The following is a 25380-nucleotide window of genomic DNA, read 5'->3' on the forward strand; positions in this document are numbered from 1 at the left end:
GACATCAGCCGATAACTTAAGCTACAGTTTGGAAGAAAGTGAGCGATATGTTGAATTGTGACGGCTATTTCGTCCATTCTGCAACTCGCGAACGAGCGGCCAGGCATCTAAAAAATAATGAGTTCCGGAGAGCAGGAGATGACCAAATCAGATAAAGGGTTACCGTTTGATATCGACGAAATTCGTCTCGTTGCGGATTTGCGGATCATGCATTCGAAGGTGCATGAGCTTTTTGAGGTTGTCTCAGTGCTCAAACGGGGGCACGAAGAAAATTTTATTCGGAAGTATGCAGATCATGCCATGCTGGAAAAAGACATCCAGCGTGTGGATGAGATCTACCTTTGGTTCATCAGGCTGAAAGAAGAAGGACTAAAACTGAAGAAAAAGTGATTGGTCCGCAGATGTCCCAGTCGCATCAGCGATAACTGTTATGCCTGAGTCTGCGCGCTGACCGCAGCGGCAGCCGCGGCTTCCTCGCCGCTTACGGTGGCCGCGCGATGGATGCGCAGCTTACCCGTCTCAAATACCTTGGTCATTGCCGCCACAACCGTGGGATCAAACTTGGTTGCCGCCAGTGAATTGATAATACGAATCACATATTCTGGATCCATCGCCGCCTGATAAGGGCGGTTGGTGGTCATGGCGTCAAACGTGTCCGCGACCATGATAATGCGTGGCATCAGCGGAATCTGGTCGCCCTTGAGTCCGTGAGGATAACCGCGGCCATCTAGCGATTCGTGGTGCAGTTCGATTCCCGGCAGCATGTCCCGCAGGGCTTCCACCGGACGCAGAATTGCGGCGCCCTTGGTGGTATGCGTCTTCATGATCTCGAATTCTTCCGGCGTGAGCGCGCCTGGCTTCTTCAGGATGCGGTCTTCAATGCCAATCTTGCCCACGTCATGCAGCTGCGCGGAGACACGAATCTTCTCAATGTCTTCCTCTTTCAGTCCCATTTCCGTGGCAATGAGGACGGAGTAGCGTGTAACGCGATCAGAATGGCCGCGAGTATATGGATCTTTTTCGTCGACCGCGCCGGCCAGCATCTGGATGGAGCTCAGGAACAGCGTGCGGTTTTCTTCCGCGGCCTTCTTAAGATCATCGACGAACTGTTCCAGATCGTCGGTCATGGTGTTGAAGGTCTGGGCCAACTCGCCAAACTCTGTGCGGCTCTTCAGACGGACACGATGCTTGAAATCTCCGCCGGCAATGGTGCGGCTGGATTCGGTCAGCACATGCAATGGCGTGGTGAGACGCCGCGCGGCCCATATCCCTACAAAGATGCTGAACGCAATTGCGATTAAAGCCGCGCGTATGGCTTCGCGACGCATGTCAGTAATATCGATATAGGCTTCTTCCTGTGTTTTTTGCGCGACAACCGCCCAGCCTAATCCTGTCACAGGGAAATACGTGCCGAGCATCGGAATACGGTTCTTGCCTTCCTGGACCGAGTAGTCCATGGTGACGGCGACAGGCACTTTGCCCTTCTGATCGACGAAATTTTTTACCAACTCGTTGGAGTTCATGTCCTGGCCGGTGGCATAACGCGGACTGGGCGAAGCAACGACCCGGCCTGAGCGATCGACAACGAACGTATCCAGGTTTTGCGTGTTCTTGGCCTGCTGGAGTTGTTTCACCAGATATTGCAGGTCGATCACCAGTTCCAGCGATCCGAGATATTCGTGATTATCACTGAGAACTGGCTTGCCGACAACCATAACAGTGCGGGCCTGTTTTCCGGAACCGATGGAAAGTGGATCGCCGTTGTACTCGCGTCCGGCATGTGCGGCCGCCAGACCGCGTTCCAATTCCCTTTCCAGGAACGTATCGGGCTCGATGATGCCCGCGTTCATCGTGAGTTGGTTTTCCGTGTTTACCAGCCTGGCGTAGGGAGCGAATGAATCTGGGTCTTCAATGTAATTCTGCAGTAGCGCCCTCACGTCCGGCGCTTCAATGTTCTTGCCGCTCAGGTTGCCGCTGCTTGTAACCTTGATGGAGAAGGCAAGACTGGAAAGCGTGGAGCCGATGTCCTTCTCACGCTGCGCAATGGATTGGGCCAGTGTGGTGGTCACGCTGTTCTGCAACAGCTTTTCATTGCTTCCAAGGGTTTCGCGGTTTCGCGCCACCATCTTGGTGGCATAGAAATAAAGCGGCACCACTCCCACCGCTATTAACACGATGAGAATCAGGTACAGAATCGGTATCCGGGCGGGCAACGGCAGTTTCATAAAGCCAGAGACGTAATCCTCAAATTGTATGCTGAAATCACCCTAAATCTAACCAAAAAAGAGACCTTTCGCGCGATTACGGAAGTACTCCAGATTGGTGCGGGTAGCGATACCATCATGCATGAATTAGGGAGTTTCCCTGAGAAAAAGGCGATTTCAGAGCCATAAGTGGGAGTTGTATGAGCGCACTCCTCAGAACTTATCTTCCACCTTGCCGGGCCGGGTCATCAATTCCCGGATGGCATCGTGAGGAGACTTGCCGTCATGCAGGATGGCATACATTTGCTCGGTAATTGGCATTTCAACCTGGAATCTCTTCGCCAGACCCAGGGCAGCATTCGTAGTAAGCACACCTTCCGCCACCATACCGTGCATACCGGCGATAATCTGTTGCAAAGGCTGTCCCTGGCCCAGTGCTTCACCGACGCTGCGATTTCGTGAGAGACCTCCAGTGCATGTGAGCACCAGGTCGCCCATACCGGAGAGGCCAAATAAGGTTTGCGGTTTGGCGCCGCATGCCACAGCCAGCCGGGTAATTTCCGCCAGTCCTCGGGTGATCAACGCGGCCACCGAATTGTGGCCCAGTCCCAGGCCGCTGCACACGCCGGCGGCTATGGCAATCACGTTCTTGAGGGCGCCACCCAATTCAACGCCGGTGAGATCGTCATTCATGTAAACGCGGAAGCTAGGATCGCTAAAGTCTTTCTGCACGCGCGCCGCCAGGGCGCTATCCGCGGAGGCGACGGTGACGGCAGTTGGGTGTTTTTCCGCTACTTCCTTGGCGAAGGACGGGCCGCTGATGGCGCCGATCTTTGGCTCAAAGCCACAGAGCCGCTCCACCACTTCATGAATGACTTGAGTCATGCGCAGAAGGGTGTCATTTTCAATGCCTTTGGTGGCGCTCACAAAAAGCATATGTGGCTGAAGCCACTGCGCCATATGCTCAAAAGTACGGCGGCAATGGTGTGAAGGCATTACGCTGACAATGATTTCCACGCCGGAGAGCGCTTCCTTGAAATCATTTGTCGCCGTTATGGACGGAGGCAGCGAGCAACCGGGAAGAAACAGATCGTTGGTGCGCGAACGAGCAATGCTTTGCAGGACTTCTTTTTCAAGCGCCCATAAGCGGACGTCATGGTCGCCGCGACGGCCCGTCACCATGGCCAGGGCCGTGCCCCATGCTCCAGCGCCGATCACGGCTATCCGGCTCAAAGCTGTTTCTCCGCGACTTGAGGTTTACTCCCGCCGAATCTGTTCTCAGTTCCTGTAAGCAAGCGGCTGATATTTTGATGATGCTTGAGAATGATGATCAATGACACGCCGGAAGCTAATAGCAAAGAGAGCCAGTCAGCGTTTTGCATGAAATAGGCAGCTACGGGGAATGCGATGGCGCCCAGAATTGAGCCGAGAGACACGTACCGCGTGATTGCAACAATGAGAATAAAAATCGCCAGGGCCAGCAGAATGGCTTTGGGAAACAAGACACAGAATACGCCGAGAGCCGTGGCAACACCTTTGCCGCCTTTAAAACGCAGCCAGGCGGGAAAGACATGGCCAAGAACGGCGAACAGAGCTGCCAATGACATTAATCGCAAAACGGGAGCGCAGGGATGTTCAAAGGCTTCGCCGCAGAGATTGTATTTTGACCCAGCAATAAGAACGGCCAACCAGACGGCCGTCGCGCCTTTCAAAGCATCCAGCGCCAACGTTGCGATCCCCAGTCCTTTCGCGCCAGAGCGCGCGACATTGGTAGCGCCGATGTTACCGCTGCCGGTCCGGCGAATGTCTTCACCACGAAAAATGCGCACCAGCAGATACCCGAAGGGAATTGATCCCAGCAGGTAAGCGACAGCCGCGACGATGAGATAAAGAGTGATCATGAAACGCGTAATGCTATTCGAGCGCGAACCGTTCCAGCTTGGTGTATTTCGACCCGCCTTTCTGCGGCTGGCTTTGGTACAAGAAGAATTCGCGCGCAGTCATTGTACCGAACTGCGGCGGAGGATCAGCTAGTAGCGGTCGTAACTCCCGCAGCGGCCGCGAACTCGTCCGCGCCAGTGTGAGATGCGGATGATAAGGCTTAGTTTCGCGCGAAAAGCCCAACTTTTCCATCGCAGCGTCAATGCTTGATGCCAGACTCGGCAGACTGTCGCCGCCCTCCACCCCTGCCCAGAAGACGCGCCCCGCGTTTGGATTAGGAAAGAATCCTACGCCTGTAAACTTCACTTCAAAGGGGGTGGTCTTGATCGGCCCCAGAGCGGCTTTTATTTTCCCCACTGCAGCATCATCTACGTGGCCGATAAATTTCAATGTAACATGCAGGCCTTCCACGCGGGCCCAGCGAGCTTCACGCGCCAGCAGACGTGCACGTTCCATGTATTCCGTAAGGCGCGCGCGTATTTCTGCCGGGATATCCAGTGCAATAAAGAGGCGCATGTTACATCAGCTTGCGGCGGACCATGTCCAGGGCTTGTTGTGTAGCCCAGTGGCGTATACGGTCGCGGTCGCCGGGAAACGTTCGCTCAATCACTTCAGTATGGCTGCCATCGGCCAATGCATGAAAGACGAGGCCTACCGGCTTTTCATCCGATCCGCCTGCCGGTCCGGCAACGCCAGTGATGCCAATCCCGAAGCTTGATTTGCAATTATTGCGAATGCCTTCCGCAAGCGCCGCGGCAACTTGGCTGCTAACTGCGCCATGTTCTGCGATCAGTAGAGGCGGAACTCCCGCCAGAGCAGTCTTTACGGAGTTCTCATAGACGACAGCGCCACCCAGGAAATAACGCGAACTGCCGGGAACGGATGTTATTCTTTGGGCCAACATGCCCCCGGTGCAAGACTCAGCTACGGCCAGAGTTTTTTCCCGCATACCCAGGTAATAGCCCACAATCTGCTCCATGCTCTCACCTTTGGTGGCAAAGATGGCGTCTTCAAATTCATCCTCAAGCAGCGTAGCGAGCGCATCCACGCGCTTTTGGGCTTCTTCAAACGAACTGGCCTGCGCGCGGAGATGAAGTTGCACTTCTCCAGGGGTTCCGGCAAGGATCGTGGTTTCAACGCCCTGGGCTGCTTTGTAAATGGGCGCGGCGCGTTTATCGACCATTGATTCGCCAATCATGCCGATCTTTAATTCGCGCGTCGCGATATGTTGCGCCGGAACAAGCCTCTTCAGGCGTTCGAAGACATGCTCTTCAAACATTCCTCTGAGTTCATGCGGAGGCCCCGGCAAAAGAACAATGATTGCATGGCCATATTGATCGTCAATATGCAGGAACTGGCCCGGAGCTGAGCCGCGTTTATTGTCGAGCGCATCAGCGCCGTCAATCACGTCACCCTGGCGTTCATTGTTCTCCGCCATCTTCCAGCCGCGCGCGGCGAAACGAGCGCGCAGGTCTTCCACAATGCGCGCGTGTCTTTTAAGCGGACGCCCCAGCGTTTCTGCCACGCACTCACGGGTAAGATCGTCTTCAGTGGGACCGAGGCCTCCCATGAAGATGACGATATCTGCACGTGAGAGCGCAATACGGGCGACGTTGATCAGATCAGAACGGCGATCGCCTACAATGGTTTTGAAGCTGACTTCCACCCCCAGACGATTCAACTGCTCGGTGAGGAAGAGCGAGTTCGTGTCCTGGCGGAAGGGAGTCAGCAGCTCCGATCCGATGGCAATGATCTCAGCGTTCACGTTAGCAGTTTAAATGAGAGAAAGGCCCTGCACGCCCCAGGTGAGGTGGAAAACGGCGTTGGTGGTGACAAGCACTGCTCCGCCAGTCCGCGTGAATGCCAGCCCGACCAGGCCATTTCCGGCAATTGCCAGGCTAGCGTGTTTTTCTGGTGTGATTTTTACAATGCCGCGCTTGCCGCCAAGCGATGCCGCGACGTAGAGATTTCCCTGGGTATCGAAAGCCAAACCCTGGGGCCGCCCGAGTCCGCGATAGAAGACCGTGACTGTGCCATGAGGATCGACGCTATAAACCGCGTCAAAGCTTGAGTTGGTGGGACCAGTCACGTACAGCGTGCCGTCAGGCGCAAAGGCCAGATGATAGGCGGCTACGCTTGGTTCCAAAGTCGCAAATACAAAAATTTGCCGGTCCGGCGCAATGCGCCAAATCGTCCCGCTACGATCACCCACATAGAGATTGCCGGACTTATCAAAAGCGATCCCGGTGGCGACACCCATGCCCTCGGCGTACGTGCTGAGCGTGCCGTTCGGCGCCACGCGGTACACAGTGCCGTCATAGCGCGAGGAAACATAAAGTTGTCCCTGTGGATCAAAGGCCATCCCTGTGGCGTTCATCAGCTCAGGTAGAAATGGCTTGACGTTGTAATCGGGGTCGATTTTGTAAATCGCGACAGGAACTTTCTGGCCGCGGCCGCCGGAATAGGTGACAAAAATATTGCCGTCGCGGTCAATCGCAGGGTTGGCGACAGGATGCAGACTCTCCGCGATAGGCTGAGCAATCTTGAGTTCGCGACCGTTGCTTACGTATCCATTGTTTTGGATTGTGACCAGACCTGACTGGGCGCCGAAAGGAACACGCGCAATCACAAAATCTTCTGAGCTCACCACAATGGGGCCGCGCATGCCATTGAACAAGACTTCCGGCCGCGCCAATTGTGGGGGCTTGAGAGCGCGTCCCAGAATGCGCACCTCGCCTCCAGGGAGTGAAGCGGGCGGATCGATGGCTTCAATATAGGGGTTGCCATCTACATTCTTCTTGCCCAGCAGACTTTCGGTAATTCCCATGGAGGTGCGGCCTAACGCGCTATAAAATGCAGCCATATCTGAAGCAAGGCAAGCGCGTACAGCCCTGCGCCAACGTCATCCATCATGATTCCGGTACCTCCCGGCAGCGCTTCCAGGCGGCGCAGAGGGAACGGCTTCACTATGTCAAAGCTACGAAAGAGTATAAAACCCGCAAGCATGTATTTCCAATTCACCGGGACGGCAATCAACGCGATTATCTGACCGGCAACCTCATCAATCACCACAAATCCGGGGTCTTTGATGCCGCTTTCTCGTGCTACAACCGTCGAGGGAGGAATGCCGATCAGCGTCACCAGCACGGAAACGGCTATGGCGGCGGGAACAAGCCATGCGGGCGGCAGCCACATGCTGGCAGCCCACCACAATGCGAGCGTTGCCGCAGATGCCCACGTCCCGGAGCCAGGCTGAAGATGCCCGATGCCGAAGAAAGTGGCGATCAGCCAGGAAAGGCGGGAACGTGTTGGGGAGGAACTATTGATCAAGCAGACCTGTATAGATGTTACAAAAAAGGGTTTTTGACTCGAAGTTCGCCAAACCGCTGTTCGTGTTGAAAATCTTCTGAATAGAGGATCTTGCACCCGCTTTCCCGTGCTGCTGCCACAATCAGGGAGTCATACCAAGGTAGGCGATAACGGGAATGAAGTTGCAGAGCTTCCTTATACGTTTGTATAGATTGCACAACCAGCAAGGGCTGGAACATTGTTGATAGATAATCTTCTGCTTCCGCTAATGTCATTGCCGGTTGAAATTTTCGAAACGCGAGATTAAAAAATTCCTGAGCTACCTGTTGACTTACAACTCCTTTTCGCGTGGAAACAGCTTGTTTGATTAACCGGCGCGCCTGTTCTGCCTTTTGGGCAGCACGGGCATCGAACATATAAGCAAAAATATTGGTGTCCAGAAAAAATTTATCGTTCATGCATTTCGTCGCGGGTATATGGGCCGCGAGACTTAATGTGTCGTAACCGCTTCATCAGGGCCTCTACCTTTTTAGCGTCCTGAGACGTTCCGGCGAATTGTTCAAGCCATTCCCTGAACGCCGCATTTAGCGTTCTTCGCTGAGCTCGGGCCACAAGCCGGGCTTGCTCGATAAGATCCTCATCCGCACTCAATGTAATATTTTTCATACATAAATAGTGTACACGATAATCGTGTGCCTACAGCGTGGAAGTTGAGGCCGAATATTCGATTTCGAGCTTATTGCTCCGAGGAATTGCCGTCGGGATCTCGCTTCAGCTTTGATTGCTGTTCGGCAAGGTCCTCAAGCAACTCTGGATCATTGATCTTGGTGGAAATCACATAGCCGCCGCTGGCCCATTTGCCCAGATCGATAGTGCGGCAGCGGTCGCTGCAGAAGGGGAAGTCTTCCTGCGTCCTCAGCACGATTGTACGGCAGATAGGACAGCGAAGTGAAAGTGGCTTTTTCTTCGGCATACAAAATTAGATGATGCAGATTTAGCCAACGATGCGCGCCACAAGGTCATAGTCATGGGCTTCAGTAATTTCACAGCGATAGAAAGTGCCCGGCACTAGTTCCTCGTGGTCACCAAAATCGTTGATAAATAATTTACCGTCAATTTCCGGAGCGTGCATTTCCGTGCGGCCTTCCCACAGAAGGTCGGTTTCTTCTGAAGGTCCGAGCGCAAGAACGTCATACTGGCGGCCAATCAGCTTGCGCTTGTTCTTTTTGCTGATTTGTCGCTGGATCTGCATCAGCTTTTTGCGGCGGCGTTCAATCTCGCGCGGCGGAACTTTGTCGCCCAGGTGATAAGCGGCCGCTCCGTCTTCGTCAGAGTAGCTGAAGACTCCCAGCCAGTCGAATTCCGCAGCTTTCACGAATTCGCACAGTTCGGCGAAATCAGATTCTGTCTCTCCCGGGAAGCCGACAATGAAGGATGTGCGCAGCGTGAGATTGGATATTGTGCGGCGCATCTTTTCGATCGACTTCAAAAATATTTCAGCTCCCGCGCCGCGCTTCATGCGCTTGAGAACAGACGCGGAAGCGTGCTGCAACGGCACATCGATGTAGGAGCATATTTTCTCGTGCTTCGCAATCGTCTCCAGCAGCTTGCCGGTGATCTTGTTGGGATAGGCATAAAGGAAGCGCACCCAGCGGAGATCTTCAATCTGGGCCAGTCGCTCCAGCAGCAAAGCAAGGCCGTCTTTCAGGCCAAGATCTTCGCCGTAACAAGTCGTGTCCTGGCCAATGAGCGTGATCTCGCGCACGTCATTGGCCGCGAGCCGCTCGGCCTCAGCTATGACGGATTCAAAATGCCGGGAACGAAACTTCCCGCGCAACTGCGGGATGATGCAGAAGCCGCAAGGATGGTCGCAGCCTTCGGCAATTTTGATATAAGCCGACGCTTTTGGCGTGGCCAGCACGCGCGGCGTGGTTTCGTCATAAAGATAGTTGGGCAGATCGGCGATCGCGCCGTCCCATTCCGCGCGGGAGAAGCGCCCCCTCTGCTCACGCGCCATCCCTTCAGCCCGCGCCGGCATACCGGACTTTAATGCCTGGCTGTTCGAACCATGATTCAGGATGACAAACGGCGAGTCGTCTGTGGGCGCAGTGCCACCATGGATTCCGGCAGCAGCCAGAATCGCGTCCAGTTCGCCGGTTCCCACCACGGCATCAACTTCAGGAATGTTCTTTTGGATTTCCGTTCGATAGCGTTCCACCAGGCAGCCTGCCACAATCAGCTTTTGCGCCTTGCCTGTGACTTTGTGCTGCGCCATTTCCAGGATCGTGTTCACCGATTCCTGCTTGGCCGAGTCAATAAACGAGCAGGTATTTACCACGATCACGTCGGCATCTTCCGCGCGTGCCGTGATCTGCGCTCCGCCGGTTTGTAACATGCCCATCATTACCTCGCTATCCACGAGGTTCTTGGGACAGCCCAGGCTGACAAAGCCAACTTTTAGTGGGCTTGGCTGGGAGACAGAATCCGGCTGCGGAGGCGCTAGTGTGGGGTTTTCTACTGGCATGCTGTCTCTCTATTGTAGCATCGCAAGGGCCAGTGTTTTTGCGGCTCCGACATCGCAGATGTGTTATTGAAAGAAGCGAAATTTGGCCGCGAATGCACGCGAAAAAGCGCGAATTATTTGATCCGTGTTCATCTGTATCCTTCGTGGTATTGGCATGAGAGCATTAAAGCTCTTATTGCTAAATGGATCTCTCGCTACGCTCGAGATTTCAGAGAGAATCACTGGCTCAACACAATCTTGCCCTCCGGCGTTCGCTCCACCATGGGCGCATGGACTCCTAGCAATTCACGTCGCCACCATGCTTCATCTCTGCGTTTGGTAGCGCGGTCAGTGAACCAGTATTGCCAAATCACGGCGCGCACCTTTTGTGGCGGCGCGCTGCTAAAAGGATTCCCGGCAAAGAGCGTAAGGACATCAGGCTCATTGCTCAACAAGCGCGCCTCTGTCTGCACCACCAAGGGATAATTGCGCCAATTGCCGAGCGAGGCAAACCACAAGTCCCATTCGAAGCGAGGCTGATAAGGAGCGTAGATACCCGGCGCCTTGTGGATATCCTGCGGCTTGTAGCGGAAAGGATAAGGGATCCACTTTTGCCCGTCGGTTGAACCCTGAAACTCAATCTCGTAACGCTCATGCGTCATGTTGGCAAACAGGCCGTACTGGTTGGCGATGCGGAAGGGATCGAGAGCGCGTGCAGGGTCCAGAGGAAGCGGCGGCGCGTAAGGAATCATGGCAAAGAGCAAAGCGGTAGTCGCGTAAAAAATCCAGCCAAGATAGATAGCTGCAACGCCTCGCCAGACTGGTTGAAGCCAGGCAGCAGAGCGCGATGGCGAGGCTGTGTCCGATAGCACCGTTGAAACCTGCCTGCTCCAATTTTTCCAGCGTTGTGGTAGCAGCGAGCGGACAAAGCCATCGTCGAGCAGCAGAAAGCCCAGCACCAGGACAAGGTAATTCAGGAATGTGTAATTCGCCGTCAAGATAATCCCAATCTGAAAGGGCGTGACAATGAGAAAGCAGATGATCTTGAAGCGGCGAGGAAGGAAGAGCATCCAGACCAGACCGAGTTCGGCAGCCAGCGTCATGAAGGCCGTGGCTGCATGGAACCAATGCGGAAGCTGCTGCACGTACCAGCCAATCCAGGTCGGCAGCGGGCCGTTCTGGTAGTAGTCATCCATGGCGGTGAAGTGACGCCAGGAATAGTCGCCACTGGTGAGCTTGACGACGCCAGATTCAAAGTAGATGCGGAACCACTCCCAGCGAAGGAGAAACAGGCTGAGGCGCGAAGGAGCGTGAGTCGTGCCGATGCCTGGCCACAGTCCGGGCGGAGCAAAAAATAGAGAGATGAAGCCGGCTTCCAGAAGCATGCCATCCGATTGGAAGCCGGAAAAATCCTGCGCTGCGGTAACGAATGACAGGAAACACACCAGGCATACCGTCAAGGACAAGCGAGGCCAGAGGTTGAAGACCACGGCCAGTGAAGCGATCAGGCCGATCCACGTAATCAGCATCAATGCATGATTGCCAGCTCCAAACCAGAGCAGCGTTGGGGCAAACCAGAAACGTTGCAGACTTGGATAGTAATTTGCCACGTCGCTCAGATAGCCCGTGGCAGGCAGGATGCCGTTGGGGCCGATCATGCCTTTGATCTGAAATATGAGCGAGTAGAACGCAGAGAAGTATATGACGCCCAGAGAGCGGAGAAATATCCAGCGCGGCAGCAGATGCGTACGCGGGGCTTCCGGCCCCAGCAGCCATTCCTCGGCCAGTCGAATACGAGCGAGCATGTCAATTCCAGCAGATTTATCTTTAATTCTTCTTTTTCAAGACGTAGATGACCCACGGGGCAATTGAAGTCTCAGTCAGCCACTCGCAGGGCTCATTTTTGTGTCCAAGGGGTGCGTGGTGCGCGACGAGGTCGAGCTCGGATGCAGCAAAGAGTTTCAGGTAGTCTTCATGGAACCAGGCGAGGTCTACCACGGGACGATGGTCCTCGACGTCCTTCATCACGATCCTAACCGGGTCTCCGCCTTGCGCGAGGCGATTCTCGGGAAAATCCTTTGTCGTGAACGATGCCCACTCATGCTTGTAGATATCAGGTCTGGAGCCGAGCAGGATAATCCGTCCTTCATTATTCAGCAGACGCCGCAGGCCGCGGAGCAATTCACACCGCCTGGGCACACCCGGGATGTTATCAAAAGCGAATGCAGATAGAATCAGATCGAAACTGCAATGCTCGAGTGCGCTGAAGTTGCCGTCGTTGACCAGTAGATACTTTCCTGCCGGATCGGCTTTTCCAGCTAGATGGATCATGCTGGCCGATACGTCGAGGCCGACCGTTTCAAAACCGAGGTTTTTCAGGAAGCGCGTGGAACGTCCGGCGCCGCAGCCGAAATCAAGTGCTTTGCGTCCGGTTACGTGCTCGGCGATGATCGCTGGTAAATCGCGGTAGGCCAGGTAGTAGGTGCCGGGGAACTCGAGTCTCGCATACGCTTCCGCTCTCCTGGTGTCGTCATACACATTGGAAAATGACACGATTCCTCTCCCTTATCATTCAGCCCGAATCGATATTCGACGCCCAGCCGTTCCCGTAGATACCACCTACAGTTTAAGGCCTGGTAGCAGCATTCTCTACATCGGTTGAGCAAGCTCTTCGATCAGGCGGAGGTTGGGAGTTCGCTCTTCGTTATGGACTCGGGGGATGCGACCAGCGTCAGGGGACGTTCCCTATCGTGTCACCCGATCCAGCGATTTTGAAGTATCGTTAAGCCAACGAAAACTTGCATTCCACGGAGGGGAACATGTTAAAGCGAATTCTGGCAGCGACGGTATGCGGCCTGATCTTGATGACAGTGTCGCTACAAGGTGCTTTTGCCCAGGGCAATGGGAAAGGCAAAGGACACAATAAACAGGCGCAGTCTAACGACGACGATCGAGACCGCGACAGCGATCGTGGCGGACGTATTGTGTTCAGCGTGCGGGACCGAGACACGATTCGCAGCTACTATCAAGATCGAAATTCCAACCTTCCACCGGGATTGGCCAAGCGCAATGGAAACCTTCCTCCGGGATTGCAAAAGCACCTGGAACGTGATGGCACGTTACCTCCGGGACTGCAGAAAAGGGTGCAGCCATTTCCAGAGGACTTGGAACGGCGCCTGCCGCCGCTGCCGGACATATATCGCCGGGTCACGCTCGGCGTTGACATTATGATTCTTGACCGTCGCACGCAGCGGATCGTGGATATAATCCATGACATTCTGCGACCGTAAGACCGGTTATCGACAGTTTCAGGCAGAGACTATTTCTTTCCGGCGATTTCTTCGTAGAGTTCGGGAAGCAGTTGAGCGTCTTCCACCGATGCGTCAAAGCGCGCGCGCTCATAGTGTTCTGTGAAAAGCTCAACATCGCGGCGTATTCGCGGATCGGGAATGGAAGAGGCAAACTCCTCAGCAGTTTGCGATTGTTCTTTTCGTACGCCGCGACGGGCCATCATTTTGAGCATGCGCTGATACCAGAAGCTGGCGGAGGTGCGCGGAGCTTTTTGCGGATGCCTGAGGGCGCGCGTGCGCTGGATCGTGCGCCACGTCATCGGCGCAAACGGCAAGGCCAGGAGTAAACCGAGAAGCACACAACAGAGCGCCATCTGCCGGGGCGAAAGATCTTGCAGCTTTCGCTGCCAGCGACTGATGACTTCCACTATACGGAAATATCGGCGTTCAGCCCATGCCCTGAAACTAGATTGAGCGTTGCCTGTGGCTGTGCTCAGGTCTGAGCGCAATTTCATCTGATGAGTGAAATCATAGTTCACGATCCACTCGCGCCATATCTGCCGCGCCGCATCAAGGTATAAGCCTACTCGTGACCAGCCTGTTTGTGGCTCATCAGCGCTGCCCGCCGGAGTGGGATCAAATGAGACCCAGCCATACTCCGGGAAATAGACCTCTACCCATGAGTGTGCGTCCTTTTCGCGAACAATGTAGCTATTGGTGAGGTCGTTATATTCGCCGCCGCGAAAACCATTGACGATGCGGGCTGGTATGCCTAGCGTGCGCAGCATCATGACCATGGAGGTAGCAAAATATTCACAGTGGCCTTTCTTGCGCTCGAAAAGAAAGCGGGCAAGCGGATCAGGCTCACGCAATCCCGGCAATTGCAGTGTGTAGCCGTAATTGCTTTGCAGGTAGCGCTCAATATCCTTGGCGCGCATGTAGTTCGAAGCCGAGGAGGCAGTCACCTGCCGCGCCAGTCTCGCAATACGCGGATCAAGGTTTGGCACCTGTAAATATAGATTCGCCACGTGCGCGGGATAGTCCGTGGAGTTGGAATCAAGAACGAGAGGCTCAGGGTCGCGCGTATCGGCTTCCGCGGAGTAGATGCCGACGGTCTGTCCGCCTTCATCCGCTGTCCCGGAGCCGTTATCAGCGGCATGAGCATTGAATATGGATCCGTCTGACTTAATCTCCAGAATCCGGTAGTCGCCATTAATCTTGAGCGGGACTGGCGCCAGAAAGAAAAGGTTCAGGCCCACCGGTTCCATTACCACGCGATAGGTAAGCGTTTGTAAATGAGGTGCGGAGCGCCGCCTTTCAGAATAAAAAGAAAAATTGCTGATGCGAGTGAGGTCCAGCGGAGTGTTGTTCAGGCCATGCTGCGTTGGAATTTCCAGCGGGTTCCACCAGTGCCGTCCATCAAAATTTGCCAGGGTAATGCCGCGCCAGTGCGGGTTGCTGGAGAGTTTTCCGAACTGGACTTCAATATGCATCACAACGTTGCTGGATTGCTGGATCTGGCCGATACCACCAAGATTTACTTCCGGACTGAATCCAGCGACCAGGGAGCTTTGTACGCCAAGATTGCGCAGATATCCGCTGCTACTTACGCGCGGCAGGATGAAGAAAAACAGCGCAGCGCCGGCCAGGGTCAGTAATCCGAGAAAGCCGGAGATCCCAGCCAGCGAGCCGTAAAACTTTGCATCGTGATGGGGCGGAACGCCGGCAGCCAGCGTTTCCTGCTCTGAGCGCCGCATCTCCATGCTGACAAAAGTGGCGATTGCCACCAGGATAAATACGGAAAAAGTGAGCAGGAAGAGCGTATCCACGGTCAGGACCGCGGCCGCCAGCAACATAAGGAATGAGAGCACGGCCAGGTACATAAGATCGCGGTCACGCCGCACGGAAAAAATCTTGATGACCATGCTGAACAGCACCATGTGCACCGTGGCGCTGATAAAGCTTTCTGAAAAATAAAAATAGTCCGCCGCGTAAAAGGCGAAATAAATCAAGGTCAGGAAGGTAGTCCAGCGCTCAGAGATGACCAGGGTCTTGCGCATCAGGAGGAGATAGCCGCGCAAAAGCAGCGCGGGCAGCACCAGCGCAAGGGAAGGCGCATCCAGCTTGTTGGTCCCCATGAGCGCGGTGAAGCCGACGACTACAAGGATGTAAAGCGACCACTGAAAGAAACGCTCAGCGCTGCCCGAACCGGGAACGGCCTTCATTGCTGTGAAGTTGAGACTGCGCGTGGACACTGCTTTATTGTCGCCGAATTTCAGGGCGGAGCAAAGCGCAATCCGCGCGCCGATGACCCAACGTAACCCTTTATTTTGTCGCTTCGCTTCAAACCGCTTCGGCATCTCGCATGTGGTGGGATTTTGTCAGCCTTGACGCGGCGGGCTCCCACCCCGCCAAGCGCAAGAGCGGCGCATGTCGGGGACCCCGTGGCTCAGCGCGCAAGCCGGCCTCGCCCTGGATCATCGGTCGCTTCGCTCCAAAACTGCTAATGCATTTTCTTTATGGCGGGATTTGTCAGCCCTGATGCGGCGGGCTCCCACCCCGCCAAGCGCAAAAGCGGCGCATGTCGGGAACTCCGTGGCTCGGCACGCAAGCCGGCCCTCGCCCTGAATCATCAGTTGCTTCAAGAAACTCAAGCGGAACCAAAGATGTTAGAATTGAAAACGCCGGGTCCCGCGCGACGCAATCCCGCCAATCCCGCCAGGTCCGGAAGGAAGCAACGGTAACGGGCTAGTGCGTGTGCAGCGGGGTACCCGGTAAAAAGTTTTTCCATGAAAAAGCTTCTTTGGGTACTTAGTGCAATCTTTCTGATTGTTGTTCTATGCAAGACATTCCTTCCTGAATGGATCGTTTCCGGGTTTCACATCGACTGAGCTCGCGCATTCCGCGCCGCAAGTCCCCAGAGCGCTACCGCTGGTTTCTAAAACCACTTACAATATTAGGTTTTACAACATACCGACCCGGAGAACCTTTTTGGCCAACCTTGTCCGCGCGAAAATCTCAGCCCTCGGAACTTATGTCCCACCGCGCCTTCTGACGAATACCGACCTGGAAAAAATGGTCGAGACCTCCAACGAATGGATTGTCGAGCGCACCGGAATCCGGCAACGGCACATTGTGGATAAAGGTGTGGCCACGTCCGACCTGGCGATTGCAGCTGCCAACAAAGCCCTGAAGGAGCGTGGCATTCCCGCCACCGAGATCGAGGCAATCTTTGTGGGTACAGTTACGCCGGACATGCTTTTCCCGGCAACAGCTTGCATTGTCCAGGACAAGATTGGCGCGAAGGGCGCCTGGGGTTATGACATCTCAGCGGCCTGTTCCGGCTTTGTGTACTCCTTGCAGACGGCGGTGAAATTTGTGGAGTCCAGCGCGCATAAGCGGGTGCTGGCAATTGGCGCCGACGTGATGACCTCGATCATTAATTATCAGGATCGCGCCACCTGCATCATCTTTGGCGACGGCGCGGGTGCGGTCCTGGTGGAGCCTGCGACAGACGACAATTATGTGATCGACTTTATTCATGAGGTGGATGGTTCCGGCGCATGTTCACTGTTCATGCCCGGAGGAGGCAGCCGCAATCCCACCACCCATGAAACAGTGGATAAAAAGATGCATTACGTCCATCAGGACGGGCAGGCGGTGTTCAAATACGCTGTGCGCAAAATGGCGGAAGCCTCTGAGACCGTCCTTTCGCGCAATGGATTCAAAGGCAGCGACGTGGCGCTGTTCGTGCCGCATCAGGCTAACAAGAGAATTATTATGTCTGCCGCGGACAGGCTGGGACTGAAGGAAGACCGCATCATCATCAACATTGATGAGTTTGGCAACACGACTGCCGGGACTATTCCGCTGGCACTGGAAAGCGCTCGCCAGCAAGGACGGCTGAAGAAAGGCGACCTGGTGCTGATTGCGGCCGTGGGCGCAGGATTTACCGTTGGTGCGACTTTGTTGCGGTGGGCTTGCTAGGTTTTCGCCGCAGATTTTCGCGGATAAACGCAGATCAATACAAGATCAGCCGCGAATTTTACGAATGAACACGAATCAAATTGAATTCGCGCTTTTCGTATTCATTCGCGGCCAAATTATTTCTTCCCCGTAATGTCGTCCCGTCTCTTTGCTGCGTCTTTTGGATACTGCGGCTCGGTCATGCTCACGGGATCGAGAATTTCTTCAATCTCTTTTTCCGTCAACAGCTTTTTGTCACGGGCAATGTCGATGATTGAGCGTCCGGTAGCAACCGACTCCTTCACAATTTCTGCCGCCTTGGCATAGCCGATGTAGGGGTTCAATGCCGTCGCCAGCGAGACGGTGCTCTGGGCGTAAAAGGCATTGCGCTTTTCATTGGCGGTAAGGCCCTTCACGCATTTTTCGGTAAAGACGCGCAGCATGTTGGTGAGAATGGAAATGGACTGCAGGACGTTGTAGGCCATGGTTGGCATCATTACGTTCAGTTCGAGCTGGCCTCCCTGAACCGCCATGGCAACAGCCGTGTCATTGCCGACTACCTGGAACGAAACCATCGCTGCCAGTTCGGGCATTACCGGATTGATTTTGCCCGGCATGATGGAAGAGCCTGGCTGAAGCCCAGGCAGATTTATCTCAGCAAATCCAGTGTTTGGCCCCGAAGAGATGAGCCGCAGATCATTCGAGATGCGAATCACCTCCAGCGCAAGATTGCGTAGCGACGACGACACCTGCGCCATACACGCGTTGGATTGCATAGCCCAGCGCATGTCGGCAGCAGGCGTGAGTTTTTGGCCGGAGATTTTTGCCAGGTTGGCGACAGCTTTGGCGCGATAGTCAGGATGCGTGTTGATGCCGGTGCCAACGGCGGAGCCGCCGAGCCCCAGCTCACGCAACGAATCACCGGCGTGGCGAATATCGTCGATGGCTTTGCGCATGGCTACCCCATAGGCGGCAAACTCCTGGCCCAGACGAATCGGAACAGCATCCTGCATGTGCGTACGGCCCGACTTCATAATCCCGTGAAATTCTTTACCCTTGGCCTCAAAGGCCGCTGCCAGCACGTCGAGAACGGGATAGAGTTTTTCCAATTCCAGCAGAGTAGCCACGCGCATCGACGTAGGGAAAACGTCATTGGTGGACTGGCCGTAATTCACGTGGTCATTGGGATGGACGGTGTACTCGCCCAGCTTGCCGCCCATGAGCTCCGTCGCGCGGTTGGCGATGACTTCGTTCGAATTCATATGGAAGCTCACGCCGGCGCCGGCCTGAAACACATCGACCACAAACGAAGCGTCCCACTTGCCGTCAATAACTTCTTTGGCCGCCTGCATGATTGCGTCAGCACGTTTGTCGTCAACCAGGCTGAGCTCTTTGTTGGCCTGTGCAGCGGCGTACTTCACCATCCCAATGGCGCGAATCAATGTGGGATTGGCGCGCATGCCGGAGATCGGGTAGTTTTCCACGGCGCGCGCGGTTTGGACGCCGTAATAAACGTCGGCGGGAATTTCCTTGATGCCGATAGAGTCTTTTTCCTGGCGAAATTGCTGGGCCATGCTGTCCCTCTTTTATGAGTGCGGAATGCGTATGCGCCCATGATGCGGCGCAAAACTAGTGATTATAACTTGGCGCTCTGGCGTTCTGAAAATCCGCCAAGACCAACTTGCAGCGGCGAATCTTGCAGATGCGCCGGCCCAAGTTGCTTGCAAACTGCCGTTGTATGATTGACGAAGATTATGTTTGAAGGCATCCTGTCTTTTCTCACTCCAAGCCCCAAGCGTTCTCAGGCCGACGAGAAGCTGGACGAAGCACTCAGCAGTGCCACGCAGCTTGACCATTATTTCTTTTTCGCTGACCAGGGTGATGCCGACCGTGCCGCACAGCGTTTACAAGAGCGCGAATGGACGATTGAGTCGGTCAGCCTGAATGCCGAGGTGGAGAAAGTTCAGCTACAAGCGCGGCAACCGGGCCCAATTGAAAACCTGAGCGCATTGCAGACTGAGCTTGACCTGTTTGCCGATGAATTCAACGGCGAATACGACGGCTGGCAGGTCCCCGGCGTCACAGAGCATCTTTAGCTTAGATTTAACCGTCCTACTTTGGTTCCTCATTTCCCGATCACAGTCGGGGCGGCTGTGCTACACAACTTTCGAGGGCGCACTGGCTTTCACGCATGTCGGCCCCAAGCTCTTGGCTTTACAATCTCCAGCATGGACAACGAGAAAGACGCAAAGAGGGAAGTGGCGGACAAAGACTGGAAGACCAAACTCATACATTCTGACGCCACCGTGCCTGAGGGTTTTCGCGCGCTGGCGACGCCGGTCTATCGCGGATCGACGGTCCTTTTTGATGAGGCGGCAGCGGCCAGCGATCGCTGGAACCAGCATGAGGTCGGCTATACGTATGGACTTTATGGCACGCCCACCACGCTGGAACTGGCGGCCAAAATCTGCGAACTGGAAAAAGGTTTTCGCACGTTTATCACTCCCGGTGGACAGGCGGCCATCTCGCTCATCCACCTGTCGCTGCTGAAGAGTGGCGATCATGTGCTGCTGCCGGAAAGCATTTACGGGCCAAACAGGATGTTTTCCAACGGAGTGCTGCGGCGCTTTGGTGTTGAGGTAAGTTATTATCCGCCGGGCGCGGGCGCCGGCATCCGCTCGGAGTTCAAGCCCAATACGCGCCTGGTATGGTGTGAGAGTCCGGGATCCATCACCATGGAAGTGCAGGACCTGCCCGCTATAGCGCAGGCCGCGCATGAGCACGGCGCGCTGGCCGTGCTGGATAACACCTGGGCCGCGGGCATTTACCTTGATGCGTTTGCAGTGGGCATGGACGTGACCATGCAGGCGCTGACCAAATATGTTGGCGGACACAGTGATCTGTTGCTGGGATCTGTCACGATCCGACCGGAGCAGATGGATTCGCAAGTAGCTTCGCGCAATGGGAATGCGAAGATGTCTGCGCGGGAAATTTATGAACTCCTGGGTGAGACGCACCAGGTACTCGGTTGCGCCGCTTCGCCCGATGATTGCAGCCTGGCGCTGCGCGGCATGAAGACCATGGCCGTGCGGCTGAAGGCCGTCGAGCAAAATGCACTGGGGCTGGCGCAGTGGCTGAGCACACGTCCTGAAGTTGAAACCGTCCTGCATCCTGCATTGCCTTCCTGTCCCGGACATGAGCTCTGGAAGCGTGACTTCACCGGCGCGACGGGACTGTTTTCCGTGGTGTTCAAACCGCAATACAGCAAAGATCAGGTGCTGGCGTTCACTGACGCGCTGCGGTTGTTCAAGATCGGCTATAGCTGGGGTGGCGTTACCAGCCTCGCCATGACGTACGATCTCCAGTCACCCAAGCGCCCTGCGTACGGAAACCGCCTGGTGCGGCTATATACGGGGCTGGAGGCGATTGAAGATCTGATCGCTGACGTGGAACAAGCGCTGGAGAGACTTACCACTGATTAACATTTCGAGACGAGACAAAGCCTCGTAAAGGGCCGGTGCCTTTTTGGAAGTACCGGGCTAATCCTCTTCGTCTTCATCTTCCTCTTCATCTGTTGAATTGTCTTCATTGTTCATTAGGGTACTGAGTTCTATCACTTCCAGCGGACATCCGGGCCAGTTGTGCCGCCAGCAGACAATCACGTCGCATTCTGAAATTGCATGATGGTGCAAAAGAAAATTCTTGCTCTCGAATTCGTATTCAACCAGTACCGGCTGCCAGCGTCCGGGTTCCACTTCCCTCATAGCATTGCAGTCGGGGAAGGCGGACTGGATACGGGTCACCGCATAGCCTAGCTTTCGGCACATGGCGCCAAACAGAAAGATCACCCCGGCCTCGTTGGTGGGGGCATGGGTCAGAGGCCCTGACGTTATCGGTGGCCCGTAGATTGGCCGGTTCGGAAGGAATCTCCGTTTCGTGCGGGGCCTGGGTTCGCCGGGATTCCTGCGTTGCCGTCTGGATTGCAAGTGCTTCGCGGCAATATACAGCACGTCTTTCCATTTCTTTTCCAGGCCCGCTTTGTTTGCATACGCAATCATTCCGCTGGGTATGTCCTTCCATCCTGCAAACACCCGGCCAAACGGACGGTAGCTGTGTTTGCCATGCAGTTCAAAGTCGGCGACTGTCGGTACCTTCCCCAGCTTTCGTACCACTTTGGCCCAATCCAGGAACAGGTCTTCTACGCTCAGTCTGTAGCCATATCCTTGGCCTTCAAGACCGCAGGCGCGCAGGGTTTTGGCATAGTTGCCAAAATGGGTTCGGATGGCGAGCCGGCTGATCTTCGTGGATTTCACCAGCTCTGTGAGCTGTACAGTGCGGCCAAGTTTCTTGGAGTGTTTCTGGATCACGGCGATGATTTCGTCTCTGGACACTGCATCCTCCAATGAAAATGCTCCAGAAGTTGTGGGGCAGACGTGGCAAGTTTAAGGGCTTGGCCGCATTGGCAAGGCTCGGCCGGATCGGCAAAAGCCGCCAGCCGAGAGACACTACAGCCAAAAGCGAATAACCAAAGGCCGTAAGCCGGTCTTATTTCCACACTTCTTGGAGTTAGTTTCTCTGGCAGGTCCGTGGACGCATACGGTACGCCCAAAGACCAGGAGGTTGCAGGCCGTTTTGGATCGTCCCTGCCTGGGATTTCCCGCTCTGCCGTTGGCGTGGCAAAGAGCTTCAGCCGGCGCCGCTCCCGTCTGAAGTTAGATGAACTTTAGCAAATATGGAACGAAGAGTCAAGAGTTAAATTTTGTATTTATTTCGTTTTTTGACGGGCCAAGAGGGAACAGTGGATAGGAAGCCATTTCCCCCTTTCTGCCCTTTGCGTCGACCGTGTCCTTATGCCGGCAGTGTCTCGGTGACCAAGCTCTTTCTAACCTGTCGTGCTGTGCGGCGCGCGAGTTCCGCTTGCGGGACGAGCGCAGAAGGTACAACGGATTCCAAGTGCGTGCAGGACTCTTTGAATTGCTCCGCTTACTTCCGCAAAAAGAAAAAGGCCAACAGGGCCTAAAGGCCGTTCTTTTGTGACCGTTTACGGCACGAATAAATTCGTGCCCTGACACTTGTGTTCCCGGACAGAAGCATTTAGTCGACATGACAAGGCCCACAGGACACCTGTTCTCTATTCCGCATACTCAACAATATTGTGTCCACCCGCCATACAAGTGTCAGGGCACGAGTTTACTCGTGCCGCAGAGCCGCAAAATGACGCCCCCATGCGCCGCAGGCTCGCGCGCAGCAACGCGGAGCGCGAATAAACCAACCCAAATCCAATTTTCCGATCAACACAACCACCCGCCGGCAATCATCCGCTTCCAGCTGTGCTCTCGAAAATACCGGCGTTCCCCAACTCCGGCCCACACTGCCATATCGCATCCACCTCCATACAAGTGTCAGCGCAACGAGTTTACTCGTGCCGCAAAGACGCATTAATGATGATCCGTCCTTGCGCCGCAGGCCCGCGCGCAGCGCGCAGCGGAGTGCGCATAAAACCAAATCCGCGCTTATCAGTGCAAATCTGCGGCAAGTTCTTCCGATTCCGGCGATCCCGGCGCTCCCCTCTCCCTGTAAAATAAAACTCTCATGGAACACAAGGGCGACCACTTTGACGTGCTGGTGATTGGCGCCGGCCCCACGGGCATGGCGTGTGCCATTGAGGCGCAGCGCGCCGGTTTTACTTCAGTAATGGTGGACAAGGGCTGCCTGGTGAACTCGCTGTTTCACTATCCGGCGAACATGGTTTTCTTTACCACGCCGGAGCTGCTGGAGATTGGCGACATCCCGTTTACCACAGCCAACCAGAAGCCCAACCGCTCCGAGGCGCTGGAGTATTACCGCAACGTGGCGCAGCATTATCGACTGGACGTTCGGCAATACCAGCGCGTGGCGAGTGTGACCGGCTATGACGGTGCTTTCAAAGTCGTGACGCAGGACCTGCACGGCCACGATCACGAATATGTGGCGCGCAAAATTGTGGTGGCCACGGGATATTACGACCGTCCGAACTATATGGGCATTCCCGGCGAGGACCTGCCCAAGGTGATGCACTACTACAAAGATCCGCATCCGTATTTTGATATGGACGTTCTCGTGATTGGGGCAAAGAATTCCGCGTCCATTGCGGCGCTGGAGCTGTGGAGGCGCGGCTCGCGCGTGACGATGGTGCATCGCGGGCCGGAGATTCATCGCAACGTGAAGTACTGGATCAAGCCAGACATTGAAAATCGAATCAAGAACGGCGAGGTGGCGGCGTACTTTAACAGCTGCGTGCTGGAGATTAGGCCGGAAGAGGTGCGCCTGAAGACGCCTGAGGGCGAGCGCGTGCTGAAAAACGATTTTGTGTTTGCGCTGACGGGTTACCATCCGGATTACGAATTTCTGGAGAGCCTGGGGATTGAGTTGACACGCCCGGAGATGAAGCCGGTGTGCGACTTGCAGACATTTGAAAGCAATGTGCCGGGAATTTATGTTGCGGGATGCGTTGTGTCGGGTTCCAAAACGAGTGAGATATTCATTGAGAACGGACGCTTTCACGGCAAGCAGATTGCCGACGACCTGAAGACAAAGTTGCAAGTGGCCAGGGTGAAGTAAGCCAGGACAAGATCGGGTGATCTGGCGATCGGGAGATCCGGTGATCGGAAAGCCAAAACCTGACTGTGGATAAGCGGATCAGAAAAAAGCAACAGCTTACAAGTGATTCGCACTGACAACACTGATCAACAAAGGGTGCTCCGATCACCCGATCACGTGCGATCACCAGATCACCCGATCTTTTAGATATCTTCTTCCATATAGTCCATTACGGCGTGGAGATTATTCTCTTCCAGAAAAATATTCGGCAGGCGGACACGGTTTTCTTTGTTAAGGCGCTGGGCGGCTGATTCGGCAGTAGGCAGGTCAACGCGCATTTCTTCATGCAGGAAGGGGACAAGTTCGTCGGACTCAACGCGTGCGACAAAGGTGCCGCCGGCATTTTGTTCGAACATGATCTGATAGTTGACCGGTTGGCCGTCAATTTTCATGAGATCCAGTGTGCCGGTGGGCATGCGCGTTCCTCCAATGTGCCTAGCAGGGTAATATCATATCGGACGCCATGAGTTTAATGCGGCAATTGCAGCCGTGTAAACTCGGTGGGGCGAAAATTTAATTTGTCTCAGGGCCAGGAAAGAGCTGCTTTGGCCAGCCCACCTCCTGTGGGGGAGGGGCATCGTATGAAATAGTCCGGCGTGCTGGCTCTTTTCGTTCCCCATGGATGGTTTCTCAGAGCATCGGCTGGAGATTCGCAAAACTTATATTTGGAGACGGAACGACATGAAACGTTTAGCCATTTTAAGCGCTTTGGCGCTTTGTATCGCTTCACTTGCGCCTGCGGCATCTGCCCAGAGCGGTGACGATAAAAACCATGGAAACTTTGGCGTGTATGCCGACTTTACGCGCCTTCAACCTGCCGACCTCAACCTGCTTGGCGTGGGCGCGCGGCTTGGTGTAAACGTGAGAAAGCACGTTGTCTTAGAGGGTGAGATGGCCTATGACTTTGAGCGCAACAAAACTCAGACCATCACAACCGGCGTAGTCACCAGCACGGTCCGCTCCAATCTGCGGCTGCTCCACGGACTTTTTGGCCTCAAGATCCAAAGCACCGGTCCAGTGCGTGTCTTCGGATTGCTGAAAGGCGGCTTCGTTAATTTTGGCGTTGGCGGGCCCGTGACTGCAGGCGTGATCAACAACCAGATCAACAACATTACTGACGGCGACACGAATGGCGTTTTCTATCCCGGCGGCGGCGTTGAATTCAATGCTGGCTGGTTTGGTTTCCGCGTGGAAGCCGGTGACGAAATCATGTTCCTGAATGCCGGTACGCGCAATAATTTCCGTGCCACTGTCGGCCCGCAGATCCGGTTCTAACAATTCGACTCTTGCCAGCAGAAAAAAAGAAAGCAGCTCTTTCCGGGCTGCTTTCTTTTTCGCCCAAGAAAGCTGCAGTCCTGTGGCTCTTATGACGTGTCCCGCCGGCGGCCAGCTTCACCGAGCCTGTGTTAGATTAGTAAGAGTGTGGGCGCGTAGCTCAGTTGGTAGAGCAACGCCCTTTTAAGGCGTGGGTCGCTGGTTCGAATCCAGCCGCGCTCACCATTTGTTTCACGGGCTTACGCCGCGCCGA

At 55.0% G+C, this 25380-nt stretch carries 23 protein-coding genes, 1 tRNA gene and 1 other RNA gene; 9 read left to right on the forward strand and 16 right to left on the reverse strand.

Annotated elements, in window-relative coordinates; translation table 11 throughout:
• Positions 1–138 precede the first annotated feature (138 nt).
• The gene (locus LAO76_05775; GenBank protein MBZ5490422.1) at positions 139–390 is read left to right on the forward strand and encodes a hypothetical protein; all 252 of its coding nucleotides are present in this window, start codon (positions 139–141) and stop codon (positions 388–390) included.
• A gap of 38 nt (positions 391–428) precedes the next feature.
• Here the strand turns inward: LAO76_05775 and LAO76_05780 are convergent, their stop codons facing one another.
• The 12 genes from LAO76_05780 to LAO76_05835 all read right to left on the reverse strand — a co-directional run bounded on the left by LAO76_05780 (position 429) and on the right by LAO76_05835 (position 12510).
• Complete coding sequence (locus LAO76_05780; protein ID MBZ5490423.1) at positions 429–2225, reverse strand: HD domain-containing protein; 1797 nt, start codon at positions 2223–2225, stop codon at positions 429–431.
• Between the two features lie 192 nt (positions 2226–2417).
• Positions 2418–3437, reverse strand: a complete 1020-nt coding sequence (locus tag LAO76_05785) for an NAD(P)-dependent glycerol-3-phosphate dehydrogenase (protein ID MBZ5490424.1) — start codon at positions 3435–3437, stop codon at positions 2418–2420.
• Positions 3434–4102: a glycerol-3-phosphate 1-O-acyltransferase PlsY gene (gene plsY, locus LAO76_05790; protein ID MBZ5490425.1), complete on the reverse strand. Its 669-nt coding sequence runs from the start codon at positions 4100–4102 to the stop codon at positions 3434–3436. The genes LAO76_05785 and plsY overlap by 4 nt, the downstream gene beginning before the upstream one ends.
• 16 nt (positions 4103–4118) lie before the next feature.
• Positions 4119–4661: an RNA 2',3'-cyclic phosphodiesterase gene (gene thpR / locus LAO76_05795; protein MBZ5490426.1), complete on the reverse strand. Its 543-nt coding sequence runs from the start codon at positions 4659–4661 to the stop codon at positions 4119–4121.
• A gap of 1 nt (position 4662) precedes the next feature.
• Positions 4663–5910 carry a competence/damage-inducible protein A gene (locus LAO76_05800; GenBank protein ID MBZ5490427.1) on the reverse strand — a complete coding sequence of 416 codons (1248 nt, stop codon included), beginning with the start codon at positions 5908–5910 and terminating at the stop codon, positions 4663–4665.
• A 9-nt stretch (positions 5911–5919) separates the two neighbouring features.
• A complete protein-coding gene (locus LAO76_05805; protein ID MBZ5490428.1) occupies positions 5920–6972 on the reverse strand; it encodes a gluconolaconase in 1053 nt (350 codons plus the stop codon).
• An 11-nt stretch (positions 6973–6983) separates the two neighbouring features.
• A complete protein-coding gene (locus tag LAO76_05810) occupies positions 6984–7475 on the reverse strand; it encodes a phosphatidylglycerophosphatase A (protein ID MBZ5490429.1) in 492 nt (163 codons plus the stop codon).
• Between the two features lie 17 nt (positions 7476–7492).
• Positions 7493–7912 (reverse strand): PIN domain-containing protein, encoded by a 420-nt coding sequence (locus LAO76_05815; protein ID MBZ5490430.1) that lies wholly within the window; start codon positions 7910–7912, stop codon positions 7493–7495.
• 278 nt (positions 7913–8190) lie between these two features.
• Complete coding sequence (gene yacG, locus LAO76_05820) at positions 8191–8427, reverse strand: DNA gyrase inhibitor YacG (protein MBZ5490431.1); 237 nt, start codon at positions 8425–8427, stop codon at positions 8191–8193.
• Between the two features lie 21 nt (positions 8428–8448).
• Positions 8449–9978: a 30S ribosomal protein S12 methylthiotransferase RimO gene (gene rimO, locus LAO76_05825; protein ID MBZ5490432.1), complete on the reverse strand. Its 1530-nt coding sequence runs from the start codon at positions 9976–9978 to the stop codon at positions 8449–8451.
• Positions 9979–10196: 218 nt separating this feature from the next.
• The gene (locus tag LAO76_05830) at positions 10197–11762 is read right to left on the reverse strand and encodes a lipase maturation factor family protein (protein MBZ5490433.1); all 1566 of its coding nucleotides are present in this window, start codon (positions 11760–11762) and stop codon (positions 10197–10199) included.
• A gap of 22 nt (positions 11763–11784) precedes the next feature.
• On the reverse strand, positions 11785–12510 hold the full coding sequence (locus LAO76_05835; GenBank protein ID MBZ5490434.1) for a class I SAM-dependent methyltransferase: 726 nt from the start codon (positions 12508–12510) through the stop codon (positions 11785–11787).
• Between the two features lie 266 nt (positions 12511–12776).
• Here LAO76_05835 and LAO76_05840 point away from each other — a divergent pair, with 266 nt between their 5' ends.
• Positions 12777–13247, forward strand: coding sequence for a hypothetical protein (locus LAO76_05840; protein MBZ5490435.1), 471 nt, complete (start codon positions 12777–12779; stop codon positions 13245–13247).
• Positions 13248–13276: 29 nt separating this feature from the next.
• On the opposite strand, the gene LAO76_05845 is transcribed toward LAO76_05840, so the two are convergent.
• A complete protein-coding gene (locus tag LAO76_05845) occupies positions 13277–15607 on the reverse strand; it encodes a DUF3488 and transglutaminase-like domain-containing protein (GenBank protein ID MBZ5490436.1) in 2331 nt (776 codons plus the stop codon).
• Positions 15608–15929: 322 nt separating this feature from the next.
• Between LAO76_05845 and ffs the strand changes: the two genes are divergently transcribed.
• Both ffs and LAO76_05855 read left to right on the forward strand, forming a co-directional pair.
• An RNA gene (gene ffs / locus LAO76_05850) (signal recognition particle sRNA small type) lies at positions 15930–16027 on the forward strand.
• Between the two features lie 211 nt (positions 16028–16238).
• Positions 16239–17234, forward strand: coding sequence for a ketoacyl-ACP synthase III (locus LAO76_05855; protein ID MBZ5490437.1), 996 nt, complete (start codon positions 16239–16241; stop codon positions 17232–17234).
• Positions 17235–17350: 116 nt separating this feature from the next.
• Here LAO76_05855 and LAO76_05860 read toward each other — a convergent pair whose 3' ends face one another.
• A complete protein-coding gene (locus LAO76_05860; GenBank protein MBZ5490438.1) occupies positions 17351–18787 on the reverse strand; it encodes an aspartate ammonia-lyase in 1437 nt (478 codons plus the stop codon).
• 180 nt (positions 18788–18967) lie between these two features.
• Here LAO76_05860 and LAO76_05865 point away from each other — a divergent pair, with 180 nt between their 5' ends.
• Together LAO76_05865 and LAO76_05870 are read left to right on the forward strand one after the other, a co-directional pair.
• The gene (locus tag LAO76_05865; protein MBZ5490439.1) at positions 18968–19309 is read left to right on the forward strand and encodes a ribonuclease E inhibitor RraB; all 342 of its coding nucleotides are present in this window, start codon (positions 18968–18970) and stop codon (positions 19307–19309) included.
• Positions 19310–19441: 132 nt separating this feature from the next.
• On the forward strand, positions 19442–20695 hold the full coding sequence (locus LAO76_05870; GenBank protein MBZ5490440.1) for a cystathionine beta-lyase: 1254 nt from the start codon (positions 19442–19444) through the stop codon (positions 20693–20695).
• Between the two features lie 57 nt (positions 20696–20752).
• Here LAO76_05870 and LAO76_05875 read toward each other — a convergent pair whose 3' ends face one another.
• Positions 20753–21604, reverse strand: a complete 852-nt coding sequence (locus LAO76_05875) for a hypothetical protein (protein MBZ5490441.1) — start codon at positions 21602–21604, stop codon at positions 20753–20755.
• A 1201-nt stretch (positions 21605–22805) separates the two neighbouring features.
• On the opposite strand from LAO76_05875, the gene LAO76_05880 reads away from it, so the two are divergent.
• Positions 22806–23813 carry a YpdA family putative bacillithiol disulfide reductase gene (locus LAO76_05880; protein ID MBZ5490442.1) on the forward strand — a complete coding sequence of 336 codons (1008 nt, stop codon included), beginning with the start codon at positions 22806–22808 and terminating at the stop codon, positions 23811–23813.
• 182 nt (positions 23814–23995) lie between these two features.
• Here LAO76_05880 and LAO76_05885 read toward each other — a convergent pair whose 3' ends face one another.
• Positions 23996–24268 (reverse strand): hypothetical protein, encoded by a 273-nt coding sequence (locus LAO76_05885; protein MBZ5490443.1) that lies wholly within the window; start codon positions 24266–24268, stop codon positions 23996–23998.
• A 265-nt stretch (positions 24269–24533) separates the two neighbouring features.
• On the opposite strand from LAO76_05885, the gene LAO76_05890 reads away from it, so the two are divergent.
• Both LAO76_05890 and LAO76_05895 read left to right on the forward strand, forming a co-directional pair.
• Positions 24534–25127 (forward strand): hypothetical protein, encoded by a 594-nt coding sequence (locus tag LAO76_05890; protein MBZ5490444.1) that lies wholly within the window; start codon positions 24534–24536, stop codon positions 25125–25127.
• A gap of 149 nt (positions 25128–25276) precedes the next feature.
• Positions 25277–25352: transfer RNA gene (locus LAO76_05895), tRNA-Lys, on the forward strand.
• The last annotated feature ends 28 nt before the right edge of the window (positions 25353–25380 follow it).

The organism is Terriglobia bacterium (assembly GCA_020072645.1).
Taxonomy (GTDB): domain Bacteria; phylum Acidobacteriota; class Terriglobia; order Terriglobales; family Acidobacteriaceae; genus Angelobacter.

Bases quoted from the DNA above. Each gene is read 5' to 3' on its own strand.
- LAO76_05775 (MBZ5490422.1), top strand. From the start codon at position 139: ATGACCAAATCAGATAAAGGGTTACCGTTTGATATCGACGAAATTCGT.
- LAO76_05780 (MBZ5490423.1), bottom strand. From the start codon at position 2,225: ATGAAACTGCCGTTGCCCGCCCGGATACCGATTCTGTACCTGATTCTC.
- thpR (MBZ5490426.1), bottom strand. From the start codon at position 4,661: ATGCGCCTCTTTATTGCACTGGATATCCCGGCAGAAATACGCGCGCGC.
- LAO76_05805 (MBZ5490428.1), bottom strand. From the start codon at position 6,972: ATGGGAATTACCGAAAGTCTGCTGGGCAAGAAGAATGTAGATGGCAAC.
- LAO76_05815 (MBZ5490430.1), bottom strand. From the start codon at position 7,912: ATGAACGATAAATTTTTTCTGGACACCAATATTTTTGCTTATATGTTC.
- yacG (MBZ5490431.1), bottom strand. From the start codon at position 8,427: ATGCCGAAGAAAAAGCCACTTTCACTTCGCTGTCCTATCTGCCGTACA.
- rimO (MBZ5490432.1), bottom strand. From the start codon at position 9,978: ATGCCAGTAGAAAACCCCACACTAGCGCCTCCGCAGCCGGATTCTGTC.
- LAO76_05830 (MBZ5490433.1), bottom strand. From the start codon at position 11,762: ATGCTCGCTCGTATTCGACTGGCCGAGGAATGGCTGCTGGGGCCGGAA.
- LAO76_05840 (MBZ5490435.1), top strand. From the start codon at position 12,777: ATGTTAAAGCGAATTCTGGCAGCGACGGTATGCGGCCTGATCTTGATG.
- LAO76_05845 (MBZ5490436.1), bottom strand. From the start codon at position 15,607: ATGCCGAAGCGGTTTGAAGCGAAGCGACAAAATAAAGGGTTACGTTGG.
- LAO76_05860 (MBZ5490438.1), bottom strand. From the start codon at position 18,787: ATGGCCCAGCAATTTCGCCAGGAAAAAGACTCTATCGGCATCAAGGAA.
- LAO76_05865 (MBZ5490439.1), top strand. From the start codon at position 18,968: ATGTTTGAAGGCATCCTGTCTTTTCTCACTCCAAGCCCCAAGCGTTCT.
- LAO76_05870 (MBZ5490440.1), top strand. From the start codon at position 19,442: ATGGACAACGAGAAAGACGCAAAGAGGGAAGTGGCGGACAAAGACTGG.
- LAO76_05880 (MBZ5490442.1), top strand. From the start codon at position 22,806: ATGGAACACAAGGGCGACCACTTTGACGTGCTGGTGATTGGCGCCGGC.
- LAO76_05885 (MBZ5490443.1), bottom strand. From the start codon at position 24,268: ATGCCCACCGGCACACTGGATCTCATGAAAATTGACGGCCAACCGGTC.
- LAO76_05890 (MBZ5490444.1), top strand. From the start codon at position 24,534: ATGAAACGTTTAGCCATTTTAAGCGCTTTGGCGCTTTGTATCGCTTCA.